This window comes from Aeromonas sp. ZOR0002 (assembly GCF_963866995.1).
GTDB lineage: Bacteria > Pseudomonadota > Gammaproteobacteria > Enterobacterales > Aeromonadaceae > Aeromonas > Aeromonas caviae.
In genome coordinates this window covers 1-13,411 of sequence record NZ_CAWMFQ010000037.1, presented here as the reverse complement: position 1 = coordinate 13,411, position 13,411 = coordinate 1, and the positions used below count along the sequence as shown (strand labels likewise).

Sequence of the window (13,411 nt, the reverse complement as noted above, 5' to 3'; positions counted from 1 at the left end):
TCACAGTATGGCCTGGCGTTTGTCCCAGGCGTAGACGACCAGGGTCAGCAGGCTCATCAGCAGGATCAGGGCCAGCGGCCACCAGTTGGCATCGTGCGCGCCGAGCCAGCCTGCCCAACCCAAAGGCAGCAGGGCAAGGGCCATCATGACAGGCACGCCTGATCCCGGGTTTCGCCCGGTTGTAGCGTGCGGATCACCCGGGCCGGATTGCCCACCGCCAGGGAGTCCGCCGGGATGTCCCGGGTGACCACGGCGCCAGCCCCTATGATGGAGCGGGGCCCTATGGTGACGCCTGGGCAGATGATGGCCCCGCCGCCAATCCAGCAGTCATCGCCGATCCGCACCGGCTTGTTGTAGGCGGTCCAGTTGCGTCGCTCCAGATAGTCCATGGTGTGGGTGGCGGTGTAGATCTGCACGTTGGGGGCCAGCAACACATGGTTGCCGATGTGCACCTCGCCCACGTCGAGTATGGTGACGTTGAAGTTGAAGAAGGTCTTCTCGCCGATGTGGATGTTGCGGCCGAATTCGCAGGTGAAGGGGGTGCTGATCCAGCAGGAGTCGGGACAGTGGGCGAAGAGGTCGCGGCAGATCTGCTGGCGCAGGACGTGATCCCCCGCCGGTGAGGCGTTGAGCCGGCTCAGCAGCGCCTGGCCGCGAATGCGGTCGTTCGCTATCTCCTCGCTCTGGCTGTCCAGGGCGCCCCCCGCCAATACCTTGTCCCAGTCGCTTGCCATGGTTATCTCCTCCTGCTGCAAGAGGGGGCAGTATACGCGACAAGGGGAGGGGGTGTCAGAGTGCCGGGCCCGTCAGGTGATCCCCGTCATCATGTCATCAGGACAAGGGGCAGGATGAGCAGGATGGAGACGAGGTAGGGGAGCAAGACCCGCCGCCCCAGGCTGCGTCCGCCAATCACCAGTGCCAGCACCCCTTTCACCAGGGAGTTGACCAGCCCGGCGAGCAGTATGCCCCTGGCCGCCACCTCCAGGGCCAGCTCCTTCTGGGCGAGCTGGGAGAGGGAGAGGGTGATGGCGTCCACGTCCGTGATGCCGGAGACCAGCGACAGCAGATAGACCCCGGAGTTGCCCACCTTGCTTTGCAGCAGAGTGGCCATGAAGCCGATGAGGGCGAGCAGCAGACCGAACTTGATGGCGGTGGCGAGATCCAGCGGGTTGCGGGTTTCGGGCTGTACCGGGCCGTCCGGCATCTCTTCCCGCTGGCGCCAGAACCAGAAGGCAAAGCCGTAGACGATGGCTGCCAGCAGCAGCAGGGGGGCGGCCAGACGCAGCGCCAGCTCTCCGTGGATGATCAGCACCAGTGCCAGCAGCCTGAGCCACATGGTGGCTCCCGCCAGCAGAATGCCGGTGGCCAGCAGCCGCTCCAGCCCTCCCTGCTCCTTGTTGAGGCGGGCAAATTGCAGGGTGAGGGCGGTGGAGGAGGCGAGCCCCGCCAGCATGCTGGTGAGCACCAGCCCGGAGCGGGTGCCGAGCAGGCGCACCGCAAAGTGACCACAGAACGAGATGCCAGCGATCACCACCACCATGAGCCAGATCTTGAAGGGATTGAAGGCATTGAGGGGACCCATCTCGGTATCGGGGAGCACCGGCAGCAGCACCAGGGAGATGAGCAGAAAACGCAGGGTGGCGTGAAACTCCATTTCGCTCAAGAACAGCATCCCCTGCTGGATCTTGCCCTTGAGCCCCATCAGGAGGGCCGCCAGCACGGCGCAGGCCACCGCCTCGCTCGGGCTCTGCAGCACCGACATCAGCCCCAGCAGATAGGTGAGCACCATGGCTACCGAGCTGGTGAGGCCGAACTCCCCCTGCCAGCGCTGGGCCAGCCAGACCGAGAGGCCGCACCCCGTCACCACGGTCAGCAGACCGAGCAGGGCCAGCCAGGCGCCCAGGGTGGGCAGCAGCAGGGCGCAGACCCCGCCGAGCAGACCGATGAGGCCATAGGTGCGCATCCCGGCGATGCGCTGGTTGTCTCCGAGCTGGCGCACCTGCCAGCCCCGCTCCAGCCCGATGATGAGCCCGATGGCCAGGGACACCAGGGCGCCGTAGACGGGCTCGGCCTCTATCCACATGGGTTTCTCCTCCCGCTGCCGTTTCAGTGAGGATGGCACAGGGCATCCCGGGGCAGGGGGAGCTGGCTCACAGAGCGGGTGTCCCGCCTGCCGGGGTCTTGCAAACAAAAAAAAGGCGCCACCTGGAGGGGGCGCCTGGAAAGGTCAAACCTTGCGGTTTGCAGACCAACGGAACCAAAGATCACACACTTCACACTCAGCACTGCTGTGGGGGCAGGGCTCAACCCTGCCACTTGCCTCCTTCCACTATCACGTCGTTGGGATCGGTATCGGCGCTAAGCTTGTCGCGCACATACTGGTCGTAGAGTTTGAGCAGGTACTTCTCTTCCCCCAGCTTGGCGAGACGGTCGTTGACCCAGTCACGCAGCTCGATATTGCCCTTCTTCACCGCCGGCGCGATGGGGTCTTCCGAGCCCAGCTTCTCTGGCAGCACCCGATAGCCCGGGTTCTCCTTGGCCCAGCTGAACAGCACCTGGTTGTCCTGGGCGTAGGCGTCGCCACGGCCCTGGGCCAGGGCCTGCAGGGATTCGGTGTTCTTCTCGAACTTGAGCACCTTCCAGTCCGGGTGGTTGCGGGTCAGCCAGATGTCGGCCGTGGTGCCGGTAGTGACGATAAGCCGCTTGCCGGCCAGATCGTCGAGCTTCTTGGCGTCGCTGCCTTCCGGCACCAGCACCTGCACCGCGACCTTGAGGTTCGGGTTGGTGAAGTCCACCACCTGCCGCCGCTCCGGGGTCACAGTCATGTTGGCGAGGATGAGATCCACCTTGTCGCTCTGCAGGAAGGGGATGCGGCTGGCGGGCTCCACCGCCACGAACTCGATCTTGTTTTCGTCCCCCAGCAGATCCTTGGCGAAGCGGCGGCCGAGATCGGTGTCAAAGCCGACGTAGTTGCCCTTCTCGTCCACATAGCCAAACGGCGGCTTGTCGGTGAAGACGCCGACGATGAGCTTGTCCCGCGCCTTGATCTTGGCGAGGGAACCGTCTTCTGCCTGGGCGGCGCCGCTGGCGAGGCCCAGGCCGATGAGGGCGCTAAACAGGACCGAGGTAATTATCTTCATGCTGACTCCTTTCGTTTGCTGACAGTTGTATAAGAAAACTTGGCGAGGAACTGGCGGGCACGCTGGCTCCTGGGATTGTCGAAAAATTGATGGGGGGCGGCCTGCTCCAGGATGTGGCCGCCGTCCATGAAGACGATGCGATCCGCCACCGCCTGGGCGAAGGCCAGCTCGTGGGTGACGATAAGCAGGGTCATGCCGCTGCCGGCGAGATCCCGGATCACCTCCAGCACCTCCTGCACCATCTCGGGATCCAGCGCTGCGGTCACCTCGTCAAACAGCATCACCTGGGGGTTCATGCACAGGGCCCGCACGATGGCGATGCGCTGCTGCTGGCCGCCGGAGAGCTGGCGCGGATAGTCATGGCGCCGCTCCCACAGGCCGATGCGGGTCAGCAGCTGTTCCGCCTGCAGCAGGGCCTCGGCTCGCTCCCGCTTCTGCACCTGCACAGGGCCGAGCAGCACGTTCTCCAGCACCGTCAGGTTGGGGAAGAGGTGATAGCTCTGGAACACCATGCCGATGCGCTGGCGAAGCCGCTGCCAGTCGGTGTTGGCATCCAGCCTCTCTCCGTCGAAGCGAATGTCGCCCCCCTGAATGGGTTCGAGCCCGTTGAGGGTGCGCAGCAAGGTGCTCTTGCCGCAGCCGCTCGGCCCCAGGATGACGATCACTTCCCCGGCGTTCACCGTGAGGCTGACCTCGTCCAGTACCCGGTGTTGGCCGAATTGTTTGCTGACAGCATTGAGCTCAAGCAGAGGTGTCATACCGCATTACCCCATTGTTGCTCCAGCCGGCGCGAGGCGAGCGAGAGCGGATAGCAGACCAGAAAGAAAAACAGGAACAGCAGACTGTAGATGAGCAGCGAGCCATAGGTGCGCTCGATGATCTGCTGGCCCACCTTGATCACCTCCACCACCCCGATCAGCACCGCCAGCGAGCTGGTCTTGATGATGCGGGTGTAGATGTTGATGGTGGGCGGCGTCAGCCGTTGCAGCGCCTGGGGCAGCAGCACGTGGCGATAGAGCTGCCAGCGGGAGAGCCCGAGCGCCAGGCCAGCCTCCTGCTGGCCGCGGGCGAGGGACTTGAGACCGCCGCGCACCACTTCACCCACCTCGCTGGCGCCCCACAGGGCCAGCACCAGCACGGCGCACCAGAAGGCCGGGATGTCTACGCCAAAGAAGATCGGCAGCCCGAAGAAGAAGAGGTAGAGCCAGACCAGCACGGGGACCACCCGAAACAGCTCCAGATAGACCCGCAGTGCTCCCCGAGTCAGCCTTCCCCCTTGCTGGGCCAGCACGCCATAACCGACCCCGCCCAGGGTGGCGAACAGGATGGCGAGCAGGGAGATGGCGAGGGTCTGACCCGCGCCCACCGCCAGCAGCGGCAGCGCCTGCGTCAGCTGTTCAGTGACTGGACTGGCCATAGTGATCCCTCCTTCTTTGTGCATGGGTGGCGAATGACGGCAGCAGCTGGACAATAGGTGTCTGCATCAGTTGTTCAATGACCGAACTGACCATGTTGCAGCCTCCTTTCAACGACGCGCAGGGCAAGGGAGAGCGGCAGAAAGATCAGCACGCACATCAAGGTCAGCACCGCCAGCATCTCGTAGGTCTTGTAGTAGAGGGCGATGTAGTTCCTGGTGGTGTAGAGCAGCTCGGGCACCGCCACTGCTGAGGCCACCGTGGTCTCTTTGAGCAGAAAGATGAAGTTGGCAAACAGCGCCGGCAGGCTGGCGAGCCCGGCCTGGGGCAGCTGGACGTGGCGCAGCAGCTGCCAGCGGGAGAGGCCGATGGCCCGGCCCGCTTCCAGCTGGCTGGGGGGGATTGCCTGAACGCCTGCACGCAGCGCCTCGGTGAGGTAACCGCCGCCGAGGAAGGTCATGGCGATCACCGCCGTGGCAAAGCCGGAGAGCGAGATGCCGAGCGCCGGCAGCCCGAAGTAGAGAAAGAACAGCTGGATCAAGAGCGGCGTGTTGCGGGCCAGCTCCACATAGGCGCGGATCACCCCGTTCAGCCAGGGCTTGTGCAGGCTTTGCAGCGTCACATTGAGCAGCGCCACGACTAGCGAGGTGAGGATCACTAGGATGCCGAGCTGCAAGGTGACCCAGACCGATTGGCCGAACGCCGGCAGGGTGGTGAGAACAAAGGACCAGTCGAAGCTCATGCCGGGATCCTCCCGTCGCGGCGCAGCCGCTGGGGCACGACCGTGATGGCGTCAGGGTACTTGATGCCGGCGCCGGTGTTGAGCACCACCACCCGCTCGCCCCCCCGTATCCAGCCCGCTTCCCGCAGCTGGCGGGCGGCGGCGAAGGCGGCCGCCCCTTCCGGGCAGACGAAGCTGCCTTCGCGCGCGGCGAGCTGACGCAGTTCGCGCTGGATGGCGCTATCGTCCACCGCGACGGCGCACCCCTCGGTGCGATAGAGGGCGTCCAGCACCAGAAAGTCCCCCAGCGCCTTGGGCACGTTGATGCCGAACGCCAGGGTCTGGGAGTCGGGCCAGAAGCGCGATTCGCGCTCCCCCTGCTGCCACGCCTGGACGATGGGGGCGCAGCCGCTCGCCTGCACCGCCACCAGTCGCGGCAGCGGGCCTTTGACCCAGCCCAGCTCCTGCAACTCCCGCAGCGCCTTGTAGATGCCGATGAGACCGACTCCGCCACCGGTGGGGTAGAGGATGACGTCCGGCAGGGTCCAGCCGAGCTGCTCGGCGATCTCCAGCCCCATGGTCTTCTTGCCCTCGATGCGATAGGGCTCCTTGAGGGTGGAGGCATCGAACAGCCCCTGCTCGGCCACCGCCTCGGCCACCTGGCGACCGGCGTCGCTGATGAGGCCATCCACCAGATAGAGGCGGGCACCGGCCAGCGAGGTCTCCAGTCTTGTGATGGCGGGTGCCGCCTGGGGCATGACTATGGTGCTGCGCAAGCCGGCGCGGGCGCCGTAAAGCGCCCAGGCCGCCCCGGCGTTGCCGTTGGTGGGCATGGCGAAGTGGGTGATGCCGAGCTCCCGGGCGCGGGAGACGCCGACCGCGGCGCCGCGGGCCTTGAAAGAACCGGTGGGGATGATGCTCTCATCCTTCATCCAGAGATCCGGAATGCCGATCTGTTTGCCGAAAGCGGGCAGGGGCAGCAGGGGAGTGAAGCCTTCCCCCAGGGTGATCACCTGGGCGGGGTCGCGCACCGGCAGCAGCTCGTGGTAGCGCCACAGGCTGGCGGGGCGCCCCAGCAGCGCGGCCGGGTGCCAGGCCTGTTTCAGGGCCTCGAGGTCGTAACTGGCCAGCAAGGGGGCACCGACCGGGCTCAGCTGCTGGGGCTGATCGGCATCCACTATCTCGCCGGTCTTGCTGCAACGCAGATGTGATAGGTAGCTGTACGGCATGCTTTATCCTGAATGGCTCACGTTGGCTGGTGTCTTATTCCATCCTGTGACCCAAGGGCCGGATAACAAACAAAATAAAGCGGCAAACTTAAGCGAAAAAATTCATATGGCTCCCCCGTGTCGGCGGACCACCCTCTGCCACCGGTCGGGGGGTTGGGCCATCCGGCGCGCTTTGTTAACCTGCCCGCTCACTCAAACCGCAGGGAGCCGCCTCGATGCGAGCCATTGTCAGCCTGCTGGCCCTGTCACTGATCTGTGCGTGCAGCGGCCAGCCAACCAGAGAGGATGCCATGTCAGGGAATACGCGCCTTCACTACCCCGTCACCCGCCAGGGTGAGCAGGTGGATCACTATTTCGGCCAGGCCGTGGCCGACCCCTATCGCTGGCTGGAGGATGATCGCAGCCCCGAGACGGAGGCCTGGGTCAAGGCCCAGAACCGGGTGACTCAGGGTTACCTGGCGCAGATCCCGTATCGCGCCGCCATCAAGGAGAAGCTGGCCGCCTCCTGGAACTATGCCAAGGAGGGGGCGCCGTTTCGCGAGGGGCGCTACCACTACTTCTTCAAGAACGACGGCCTGCAGAACCAGAACGTGCTGTGGCGCCAGCAGGAGGGCAAGCCGGCCGAGGTGTTCCTCGATCCCAATACCCTCAGCCCCGACGGCACCACGGCGCTGGATCAGCTGAGCTTCTCCCGTGATGGCCGCATCCTGGCCTACTCCTTGTCGCTGGCCGGCAGCGACTGGCGCGAGATCCACCTGATGGACGTAGAGAGCAAGCAGCCGCTGGAGGCGCCCCTCAAGGACGTGAAGTTCAGCGGCATCAGCTGGCTCGGCAACGAGGGCTTCTTCTACTCGAGCTACGACAAGCCCGACGGCAGCGAGCTGTCGGCCAGGACCGATCAGCACAAGGTCTATTTCCACCGGCTCGGTACGGCGCAGGAGGATGACCGACTGGTGTTTGGTGCCATCCCGGCCCAGCACCACCGTTACGTGGGGGCGACCGTCACCGAAGATGACCGCTTCCTGCTTATCTCGGCGGCGAACTCCACCTCAGGCAACCGCCTCTATGTGAAGGATCTGAGCCAGGAGAACGCGCCGCTGCTGACGGTGCAGGGGGATCTGGATGCGGACGTGAGCCTGGTGGACAACAAGGGCGGCACCCTTTACCTGCTGACCAACCGGGACGCCCCCAACGGCCGGCTGGTGACGGTGGATGCCGCCAACCCGGGCCCGGCCCACTGGCGGGATCTCATCCCCGAGCGTCAGCAGGTGTTGACGGTACACAGCGGCAGCGGCTATCTGTTCGCCGAGTACATGGTGGATGCCACCGCCCGGGTCGAGCAGTTCGACTACGAAGGCAAGCGAGTGCGCGAGGTGGCGCTGCCCGGCCTTGGCAGCGTCAGCGGCTTCAACGGCAAGCACGACGATCCCGCCCTCTACTTCGGCTTCGAGCACTATGCCCAGCCGCCGACCCTCTACCGGTTCGAGCCCAAGAGCGGCGCCATCAGCCTCTATCGCGCCTCGGCGGCGCCGTTCAAGCCAGCGGATTACGTCTCCGAGCAGCGCTTCTACCAGAGCAAGGACGGCACCCGGGTGCCGCTCATCATCAGCTACCGCAAGGGCCTCAAGCTTGATGGCAGCAATCCGACCATCCTCTACGGCTACGGCGGTTTCGACGTGAGCCTGACCCCGAGCTTCAGCGTGTCGGTGGCCAACTGGCTGGATCTGGGGGGCGTCTATGCGGTGGCCAACCTGCGCGGGGGCGGCGAGTACGGCCAGGCCTGGCACCTGGCGGGCACCCAGCAGAACAAGCAGAACGTGTTCGACGATTTCATCGCGGCGGCCGAGTACCTCAAGGCCGAGGGCTACACCCGCACCGATCGGCTGGCGATCCGAGGTGGCTCGAACGGCGGTCTGCTGGTGGGGGCGGTCATGACCCAGCGGCCGGATCTGATGCGGGTCGCCCTGCCGGCGGTGGGGGTGCTCGACATGTTGCGCTACCACACCTTCACCGCCGGGGCGGGCTGGGCTTATGACTACGGCACCAGCGCCGACAGCGAGGCGATGTTCGACTACCTGAAGTGCTACTCGCCCCTGCACAACGTCCGGGCCGGGGTCAGCTACCCCTCGACCCTGGTGACCACGGCGGATCACGACGATCGGGTGGTGCCAGCCCACTCCTTCAAGTTTGCCGCCACCCTGCAAGCCGACAATGCCGGCCCCCATCCCCAGCTCATCCGCATCGAGACCAATGCCGGGCACGGGGCGGGCACGCCGGTGGCCAAGCTTATCGAGCAGAGTGCGGACATCTATGCCTTCACCCTGTACGAGATGGGCTATCAGCAGTTGCCGCGTCAGCCTTGATCCGGGCGAGACGGGCGCCAGCTATCCACTATCATCAGGGCCCTGCGGGGCCCTTTTCATTGCCGCGTGTTGGAAGAGCTGCGCTGGCAGCACTAGCTGCGACCATCCCTGTCTCGCCGCTGGCCCGTTTTGGCAGACGGGCCCCATCTGTCATCCCCCCGGTGGTATAGTCAGCCACAAGATCCGCATTCAAGGAGTCCATCGTGAAGAAGATCATCTACATCCTGCTGGGGTTGGCGCTGGCGGCCGTGGTGGCCATCGCCGCCCTGGTGTCCCTCATCGATCCCAACCAGTTCAAGCCCCAGCTGGTGGAACAGGTGCGCAAGAGCACCGGCCGCGAGCTGGTGATACAAGGGGATATCGGCTGGCGTTTCTGGCCGAGCCTCGGCCTCTCCCTCGAGCAGGTGGCGCTACGCAACCCCGCCGGCTTTGCCGAGCCCGACCTGGTGCGATTCGAGCGGGGTGAGGCCTCGGTAGGCTTGCTGCCGCTGCTCTCCCACAAGCTTGAGATCGGCAAGGTGACCCTGAGCGGCGCTCATCTGTTTATCCAGACCAGGGCTGACGGCAGCTCCAACCTGAGGGATCTACTCCAGGCCTCCGCCGACCCCAAGGAGGAGGCGGCCTCCGAGCCTGCCGCAACGACGCCCCCAGCCGCCAGTGACAAGCAGCCCTGGCAGATCAGCCTGCAAGGCATCGCGCTGGTGGATGCCAGCGCCCTGGTGCGGGACGATCGCAACGGTACCGTCTCCCGGCTCGACAGGCTGGATCTCGATCTGGGGCAGTTGACCCCGGGGGAGTGGGTACCGGTGACCCTGGCGGCCAAGGGGGCACAGGGGGATCTGGCGTTTGATCTCAAGGGGTCGGCCCAGCTCAAGCTGGCCCGGGAGGCCATGAAGAGCGAGCTCAAGGATCTCAATCTCAGCGGCAGCCTGAACCAGCCGGCCCAGCGGCTGGATGCCTTCACCCTCAAGGTCGATCGGCTGGCATTGGGGGAGTGGAGCAGTCTGAGCCTTAGCCTCAGCGGGGCACAGGGGGCGGCGGACAAGCCGACCCTGGCCGGTACGCTGGAGGGGACCCTCAAGGCGCGGCTCGATGAAAACCGGCAACTGCTGGAGATATCGGATGCCGTGCTGGCCGCCAAGCTGAGCGGCGATGCCCTGCCGCGCCCGCAGATGCAGCTCAAGCTCGCTGGCTTTGCCCGCGCGGAGCTCGACAAGCAGGCCGTCACCCTCAGCAACCTGGTGCTGGGAGCGGACGATGCCCTGCTGAGCGGCAGCGGCGCCGTTCGTCTGGGGGCCGTGCCCAAAGTGGACTTTGACCTCAAGGGGGAGAAGCTGGATCTCGACGGCTGGCTCGGTCAACCGGCCAAGGCTGCACCTGTGGCCGCCACCTCGGGGGCGGCTGCACCGGCCGGAGCAAAGGAGCAGGCTGCGGCGCCCGCCAACAGGGCGCTCTCCACGGTAGAGCCTGATCTGACCGCCCTCAAGTCGGTGGACCTGGCTGGCCGCCTGCAACTGGGCAGCCTGCGCCTCAAGGGGCTGGATCTCAGCGCCGTGGATCTGCAACTGGCGCTGGCGGGTGGTCAGCTCACCCTCAAGCAGTTCAGTGCCGGGGTGGCCGGCGGCCAGGTGACGGCGAGCGGTCTGCTCGATGCCCGTCAGCAACCCGCCCGCTATCAGGTGCACAAGCGGGTGCAGGGAGTCGATGTGCGGCCCCTGCTGCAGACCCTGGCCCAGACCGACCTGCTGGAAGGCAAGGGGGACCTGGAGGTCGAGGTGCAGGGCTCAGGACTCTCCGAGCAGGCGCTGCGCAGCCGGATGCAGGGCCAGGTGAAGCTCAAGTTGAGCGATGGCGCCCTGCACGGCATCAACTTGGCGGAGATGATCCGCGAGGCGCGGGCCACCCTGACCGGCAAGGGGGCGGATCAGGTGAAGGAGGTGCGCAAGACCGATTTCAGCGCCCTCACCGCCAGCTTCCAGATTGCCAACGGGATTGCCAGGAGCGACGACATCCAGCTCTTTGCCCCCGCCCTGCGAGTGAAGGGGCAGGGCCAGACTGCTCTGGTGCCGGAGACCCTCGACTTCCTGTTCCTCACCTCCGTGGTGGAGAGCAGCAAGGGGCAGGGGGGCAAGACGGTGGACGAGCTCAAGGACATCACCATACCGGTGCGCATCGGCGGCCACTGGCAGGCGCCGAGCTACAAGCTTGACGTGAAGGCCTTGCTCAGCAACAACAAGGTGCTGGAGGAGAAGGCCCGCAAGGAGGCCGAGCGGGGTCTCAAGAAGCTGCTGGGTGACAAGGCCGACAACGAAGGGGTGAAGGGGGTGGCCGACCAGCTGCTCAAGGGCTTGTTCAAATAGCCAGCCTCCCGTTGTTGCCATCAAGAGCCCGCCCCGTGCGGGCTCTTTGTTGTGGTGCCGGGCGTCACGGGACGAGGTGTGGTCGGCAACCTGGGGTACTATGCGAAACAGTCATCGAAACCGGGAACAGGAGGGTTCATGAACAAACGGGTGCTGATCACCGGCGGCGGCAGAGGTATCGGGGCCGCGACAGCCCGCTATCTGGCGGCGCAGGGTTACCATCTCTGTCTCAATTATCGTCAGGACAGGGCGTCCGCCGAGGCGGTGGTGGCCGAGATCCGGGCGGGATATCCGGTCGAGTGCATCGCGGTGCAGGCCGATGTCAGCGTGGAGGCCGAGGTGGTGCGCCTGTTCGAGGAGATGGACGCGAGGCTCGGCCCCGTTACCCACCTGGTGAACAACGCCGGCAGGTTGCAGCCCCAGATGCGGGTGCTGGAGATGAGCGCCGAGCGCATCAACCAGACCCTGACCACCAATGTCACCAGCTGCTTTCTCTGCTGCCGCGAGGCGGTGCGCCGCATGACGGCGGGGGGCGCCATCGTCAACGTCTCTTCCGCCGCCGCGCGCCTGGGCTCCCCCGGGGAATACGTGGATTATGCCGCCGCCAAGGGGGCCGTCGACGTGCTGACCAGAGGCTTGTCGCTGGAGCTGGCGGCTCAGGGGATCCGGGTCAACGGGGTGCGTCCTGGTTTCATCTACACCGACATGCATGCCGACGGCGGCGAGCCCGGCCGGGTGGACAGGATCAAGGGCAATATTCCCCTGCAACGGGGCGGTCAGCCGGCCGAAGTGGCCACCGCCATCGCCTGGCTGCTGTCGGACGAGGCCTCCTATGCCACCGGCACCTTTATCGATGTGGCGGGCGGACGCTAGGTCATCTTCAACAAGCCTTTCGTCAACGAGAAGGGGCGCCATGGCGCCCCTTCTGCTTATTCTCCCAGCAGCTGTTGCCAGACCGCCAGCACATGGCCCCGCTCTCGCGGCAACTGATCGTCCCCCACCTTGCGGGAGATCTCCGAGAGATTGAGGCGATGGCCGAGGTTGCGGATCTCCAGATAGGCCTGCTTGAGCCCCTCTGCCTGCTCCAGTGTGAGTACCCCCGCCATCACGCACTCATCGAAGATGCGCACATTGTCTGACCAGCGGGTGAGGGCGTCCGGCTCACCGCAGGCGTGGGCCAGCACCAGGTACTGGGCGATGAACTCGATGTCCACCATGCCGCCGGGGGACTGCTTGAGATCGAACTCTCCCTCTCCCGCCTTGAGCAGGTGATCCCGCATCTTCTGGCGCATCTCCCGCACTTCGCGGGCCAGGGTGGGCAGATCCCGCTCCTTGGCCAGCACGTCGCGGCGGATGCGGGCAAATTCGGCGACCACGGCATCATCGCCATAGATGGGACGGGCTCGCACCAGGGCCTGATGCTCCCAGGTCCAGGCTTCCTGCTGCTGGTACTGCTCATAGGCCGACAGCGATGAGACCAGCAGGCCTGAGTCGCCGGAGGGGCGCAGCCGCATGTCGATCTCGTAGAGGATGCCGGACGGAGTGCGGGTGCTGAACAGATGCAGGATCCGCTGGGCCAGGCGCAGGTAGAACTGGCGGCTGTCGATGGGCTTGCGGCCATCGGTGTAACTGTTGGGGTCGCCGCCGTGCAGGAACACCAGATCGAGATCCGAGCCGTAGCCGAGTTCGATGCCCCCCAGCTTGCCGTAGGCCACCACCGCAAAGCCGCGCTGGCCGCTCACCGCCACCTCGGGCGGCACCCCGTAGCGTTCGCTCATCTGGGCCCACGCCTGATTGACCACCTCCTCGGTGATCGCCTCCGCCAGCCAGGTGAGGTGGTCGCTCACCTTCATCAGCGGCAGGGCGCCGGCGATGTCGGCGGCGACGATGCGCAGCAGCTGCACCTGCTTGAACTGGCGCAGCGCCTCCATCTGCTGCTCCACGTCCTCCTCGGGGATGCGCAGCAGGAACTGGCGCAGCTGGGGCTTGTACTGATCCAGCGGGGTGGGGTGGTAGAGGTGCTGGGGATCCAGCAGCTCGTCCAGCAGGATGGGGTAGCGGGCCAGCTGCTCGCTCACCAGGTTGCTCTCGTCACACAGGCGCACCAGCTGGCGCAGGGCGGCGGGGTTTTCCGCCAGCAGTTGCAGATAGGCGCTGCGGGTGAAGATGCGGGTCAGCAGGGT

At 65.6% G+C, this 13,411-nt stretch carries 12 protein-coding genes; 3 read left to right on the top strand and 9 right to left on the bottom strand.

Annotated features, from left to right (window positions below; all coding sequences use genetic code 11):
* The 8 genes from AACR77_RS02865 to AACR77_RS02830 form a co-directional block, all read right to left on the bottom strand.
* Entirely contained in the window at positions 1–147 is a 147-nt protein-coding gene (locus tag AACR77_RS02865; protein WP_442853373.1) for a hypothetical protein, read from the bottom strand.
* Positions 144–734 (bottom strand): sugar O-acetyltransferase, encoded by a 591-nt coding sequence (locus tag AACR77_RS02860; RefSeq protein WP_041215770.1) that lies wholly within the window; start codon positions 732–734, stop codon positions 144–146. The genes AACR77_RS02865 and AACR77_RS02860 overlap by 4 nt, the downstream gene beginning before the upstream one ends.
* A gap of 89 nt (positions 735–823) precedes the next feature.
* Entirely contained in the window at positions 824–2,083 is a 1,260-nt protein-coding gene (locus AACR77_RS02855) for an MgtC/SapB family protein (protein ID WP_042879655.1), read from the bottom strand.
* A gap of 220 nt (positions 2,084–2,303) precedes the next feature.
* Positions 2,304–3,140 carry a transporter substrate-binding domain-containing protein gene (locus AACR77_RS02850; RefSeq protein WP_042879653.1) on the bottom strand — a complete coding sequence of 279 codons (837 nt, stop codon included), beginning with the start codon at positions 3,138–3,140 and terminating at the stop codon, positions 2,304–2,306.
* Complete coding sequence (locus AACR77_RS02845) at positions 3,137–3,898, bottom strand: amino acid ABC transporter ATP-binding protein (RefSeq protein ID WP_042879651.1); 762 nt, start codon at positions 3,896–3,898, stop codon at positions 3,137–3,139. Before AACR77_RS02845 ends, AACR77_RS02850 begins: the two co-directional genes overlap by 4 nt.
* The gene (locus AACR77_RS02840; RefSeq protein WP_042879649.1) at positions 3,895–4,557 is read right to left on the bottom strand and encodes an amino acid ABC transporter permease; all 663 of its coding nucleotides are present in this window, start codon (positions 4,555–4,557) and stop codon (positions 3,895–3,897) included. The genes AACR77_RS02845 and AACR77_RS02840 overlap by 4 nt, the downstream gene beginning before the upstream one ends.
* Positions 4,558–4,631: 74 nt before the next feature.
* Positions 4,632–5,297: an amino acid ABC transporter permease gene (locus AACR77_RS02835; protein WP_042879646.1), complete on the bottom strand. Its 666-nt coding sequence runs from the start codon at positions 5,295–5,297 to the stop codon at positions 4,632–4,634.
* Complete coding sequence (locus AACR77_RS02830; RefSeq protein WP_042879645.1) at positions 5,294–6,505, bottom strand: threonine synthase; 1,212 nt, start codon at positions 6,503–6,505, stop codon at positions 5,294–5,296. Before AACR77_RS02830 ends, AACR77_RS02835 begins: the two co-directional genes overlap by 4 nt.
* A 215-nt stretch (positions 6,506–6,720) precedes the next feature.
* Between AACR77_RS02830 and AACR77_RS02825 the strand changes: the two genes are divergently transcribed.
* From AACR77_RS02825 to AACR77_RS02815, 3 genes are all read left to right on the top strand, one after another.
* A complete protein-coding gene (locus AACR77_RS02825) occupies positions 6,721–8,868 on the top strand; it encodes a prolyl oligopeptidase family serine peptidase (protein ID WP_042879643.1) in 2,148 nt (715 codons plus the stop codon).
* A 203-nt stretch (positions 8,869–9,071) separates the two neighbouring features.
* Complete coding sequence (locus AACR77_RS02820) at positions 9,072–11,228, top strand: AsmA family protein (RefSeq protein ID WP_042879640.1); 2,157 nt, start codon at positions 9,072–9,074, stop codon at positions 11,226–11,228.
* Positions 11,229–11,366: 138 nt separating this feature from the next.
* On the top strand, positions 11,367–12,101 hold the full coding sequence (locus AACR77_RS02815) for an SDR family oxidoreductase (protein WP_042879638.1): 735 nt from the start codon (positions 11,367–11,369) through the stop codon (positions 12,099–12,101).
* Between the two features lie 56 nt (positions 12,102–12,157).
* Here the strand turns inward: AACR77_RS02815 and glnE are convergent.
* On the bottom strand, positions 12,158–13,411 hold a 1,254-nt coding region (glnE, locus tag AACR77_RS02810; protein WP_042879636.1), incomplete at its 5' end, for a bifunctional [glutamate--ammonia ligase]-adenylyl-L-tyrosine phosphorylase/[glutamate--ammonia-ligase] adenylyltransferase.

Coding starts and splice junctions, on each gene's coding strand:
- AACR77_RS02845 (WP_042879651.1), bottom strand. CDS start 3,898: ATGACACCTCTGCTTGAGCTCAATGCTGTCAGCAAACAATTCGGCCAA.
- AACR77_RS02855 (WP_042879655.1), bottom strand. CDS start 2,083: ATGTGGATAGAGGCCGAGCCCGTCTACGGCGCCCTGGTGTCCCTGGCC.
- AACR77_RS02835 (WP_042879646.1), bottom strand. CDS start 5,297: ATGAGCTTCGACTGGTCCTTTGTTCTCACCACCCTGCCGGCGTTCGGC.
- AACR77_RS02825 (WP_042879643.1), top strand. CDS start 6,721: ATGCGAGCCATTGTCAGCCTGCTGGCCCTGTCACTGATCTGTGCGTGC.
- AACR77_RS02815 (WP_042879638.1), top strand. CDS start 11,367: ATGAACAAACGGGTGCTGATCACCGGCGGCGGCAGAGGTATCGGGGCC.
- AACR77_RS02850 (WP_042879653.1), bottom strand. CDS start 3,140: ATGAAGATAATTACCTCGGTCCTGTTTAGCGCCCTCATCGGCCTGGGC.
- AACR77_RS02840 (WP_042879649.1), bottom strand. CDS start 4,557: ATGGCCAGTCCAGTCACTGAACAGCTGACGCAGGCGCTGCCGCTGCTG.
- AACR77_RS02860 (WP_041215770.1), bottom strand. CDS start 734: ATGGCAAGCGACTGGGACAAGGTATTGGCGGGGGGCGCCCTGGACAGC.
- AACR77_RS02830 (WP_042879645.1), bottom strand. CDS start 6,505: ATGCCGTACAGCTACCTATCACATCTGCGTTGCAGCAAGACCGGCGAG.
- AACR77_RS02865 (WP_442853373.1), bottom strand. CDS start 147: ATGATGGCCCTTGCCCTGCTGCCTTTGGGTTGGGCAGGCTGGCTCGGC.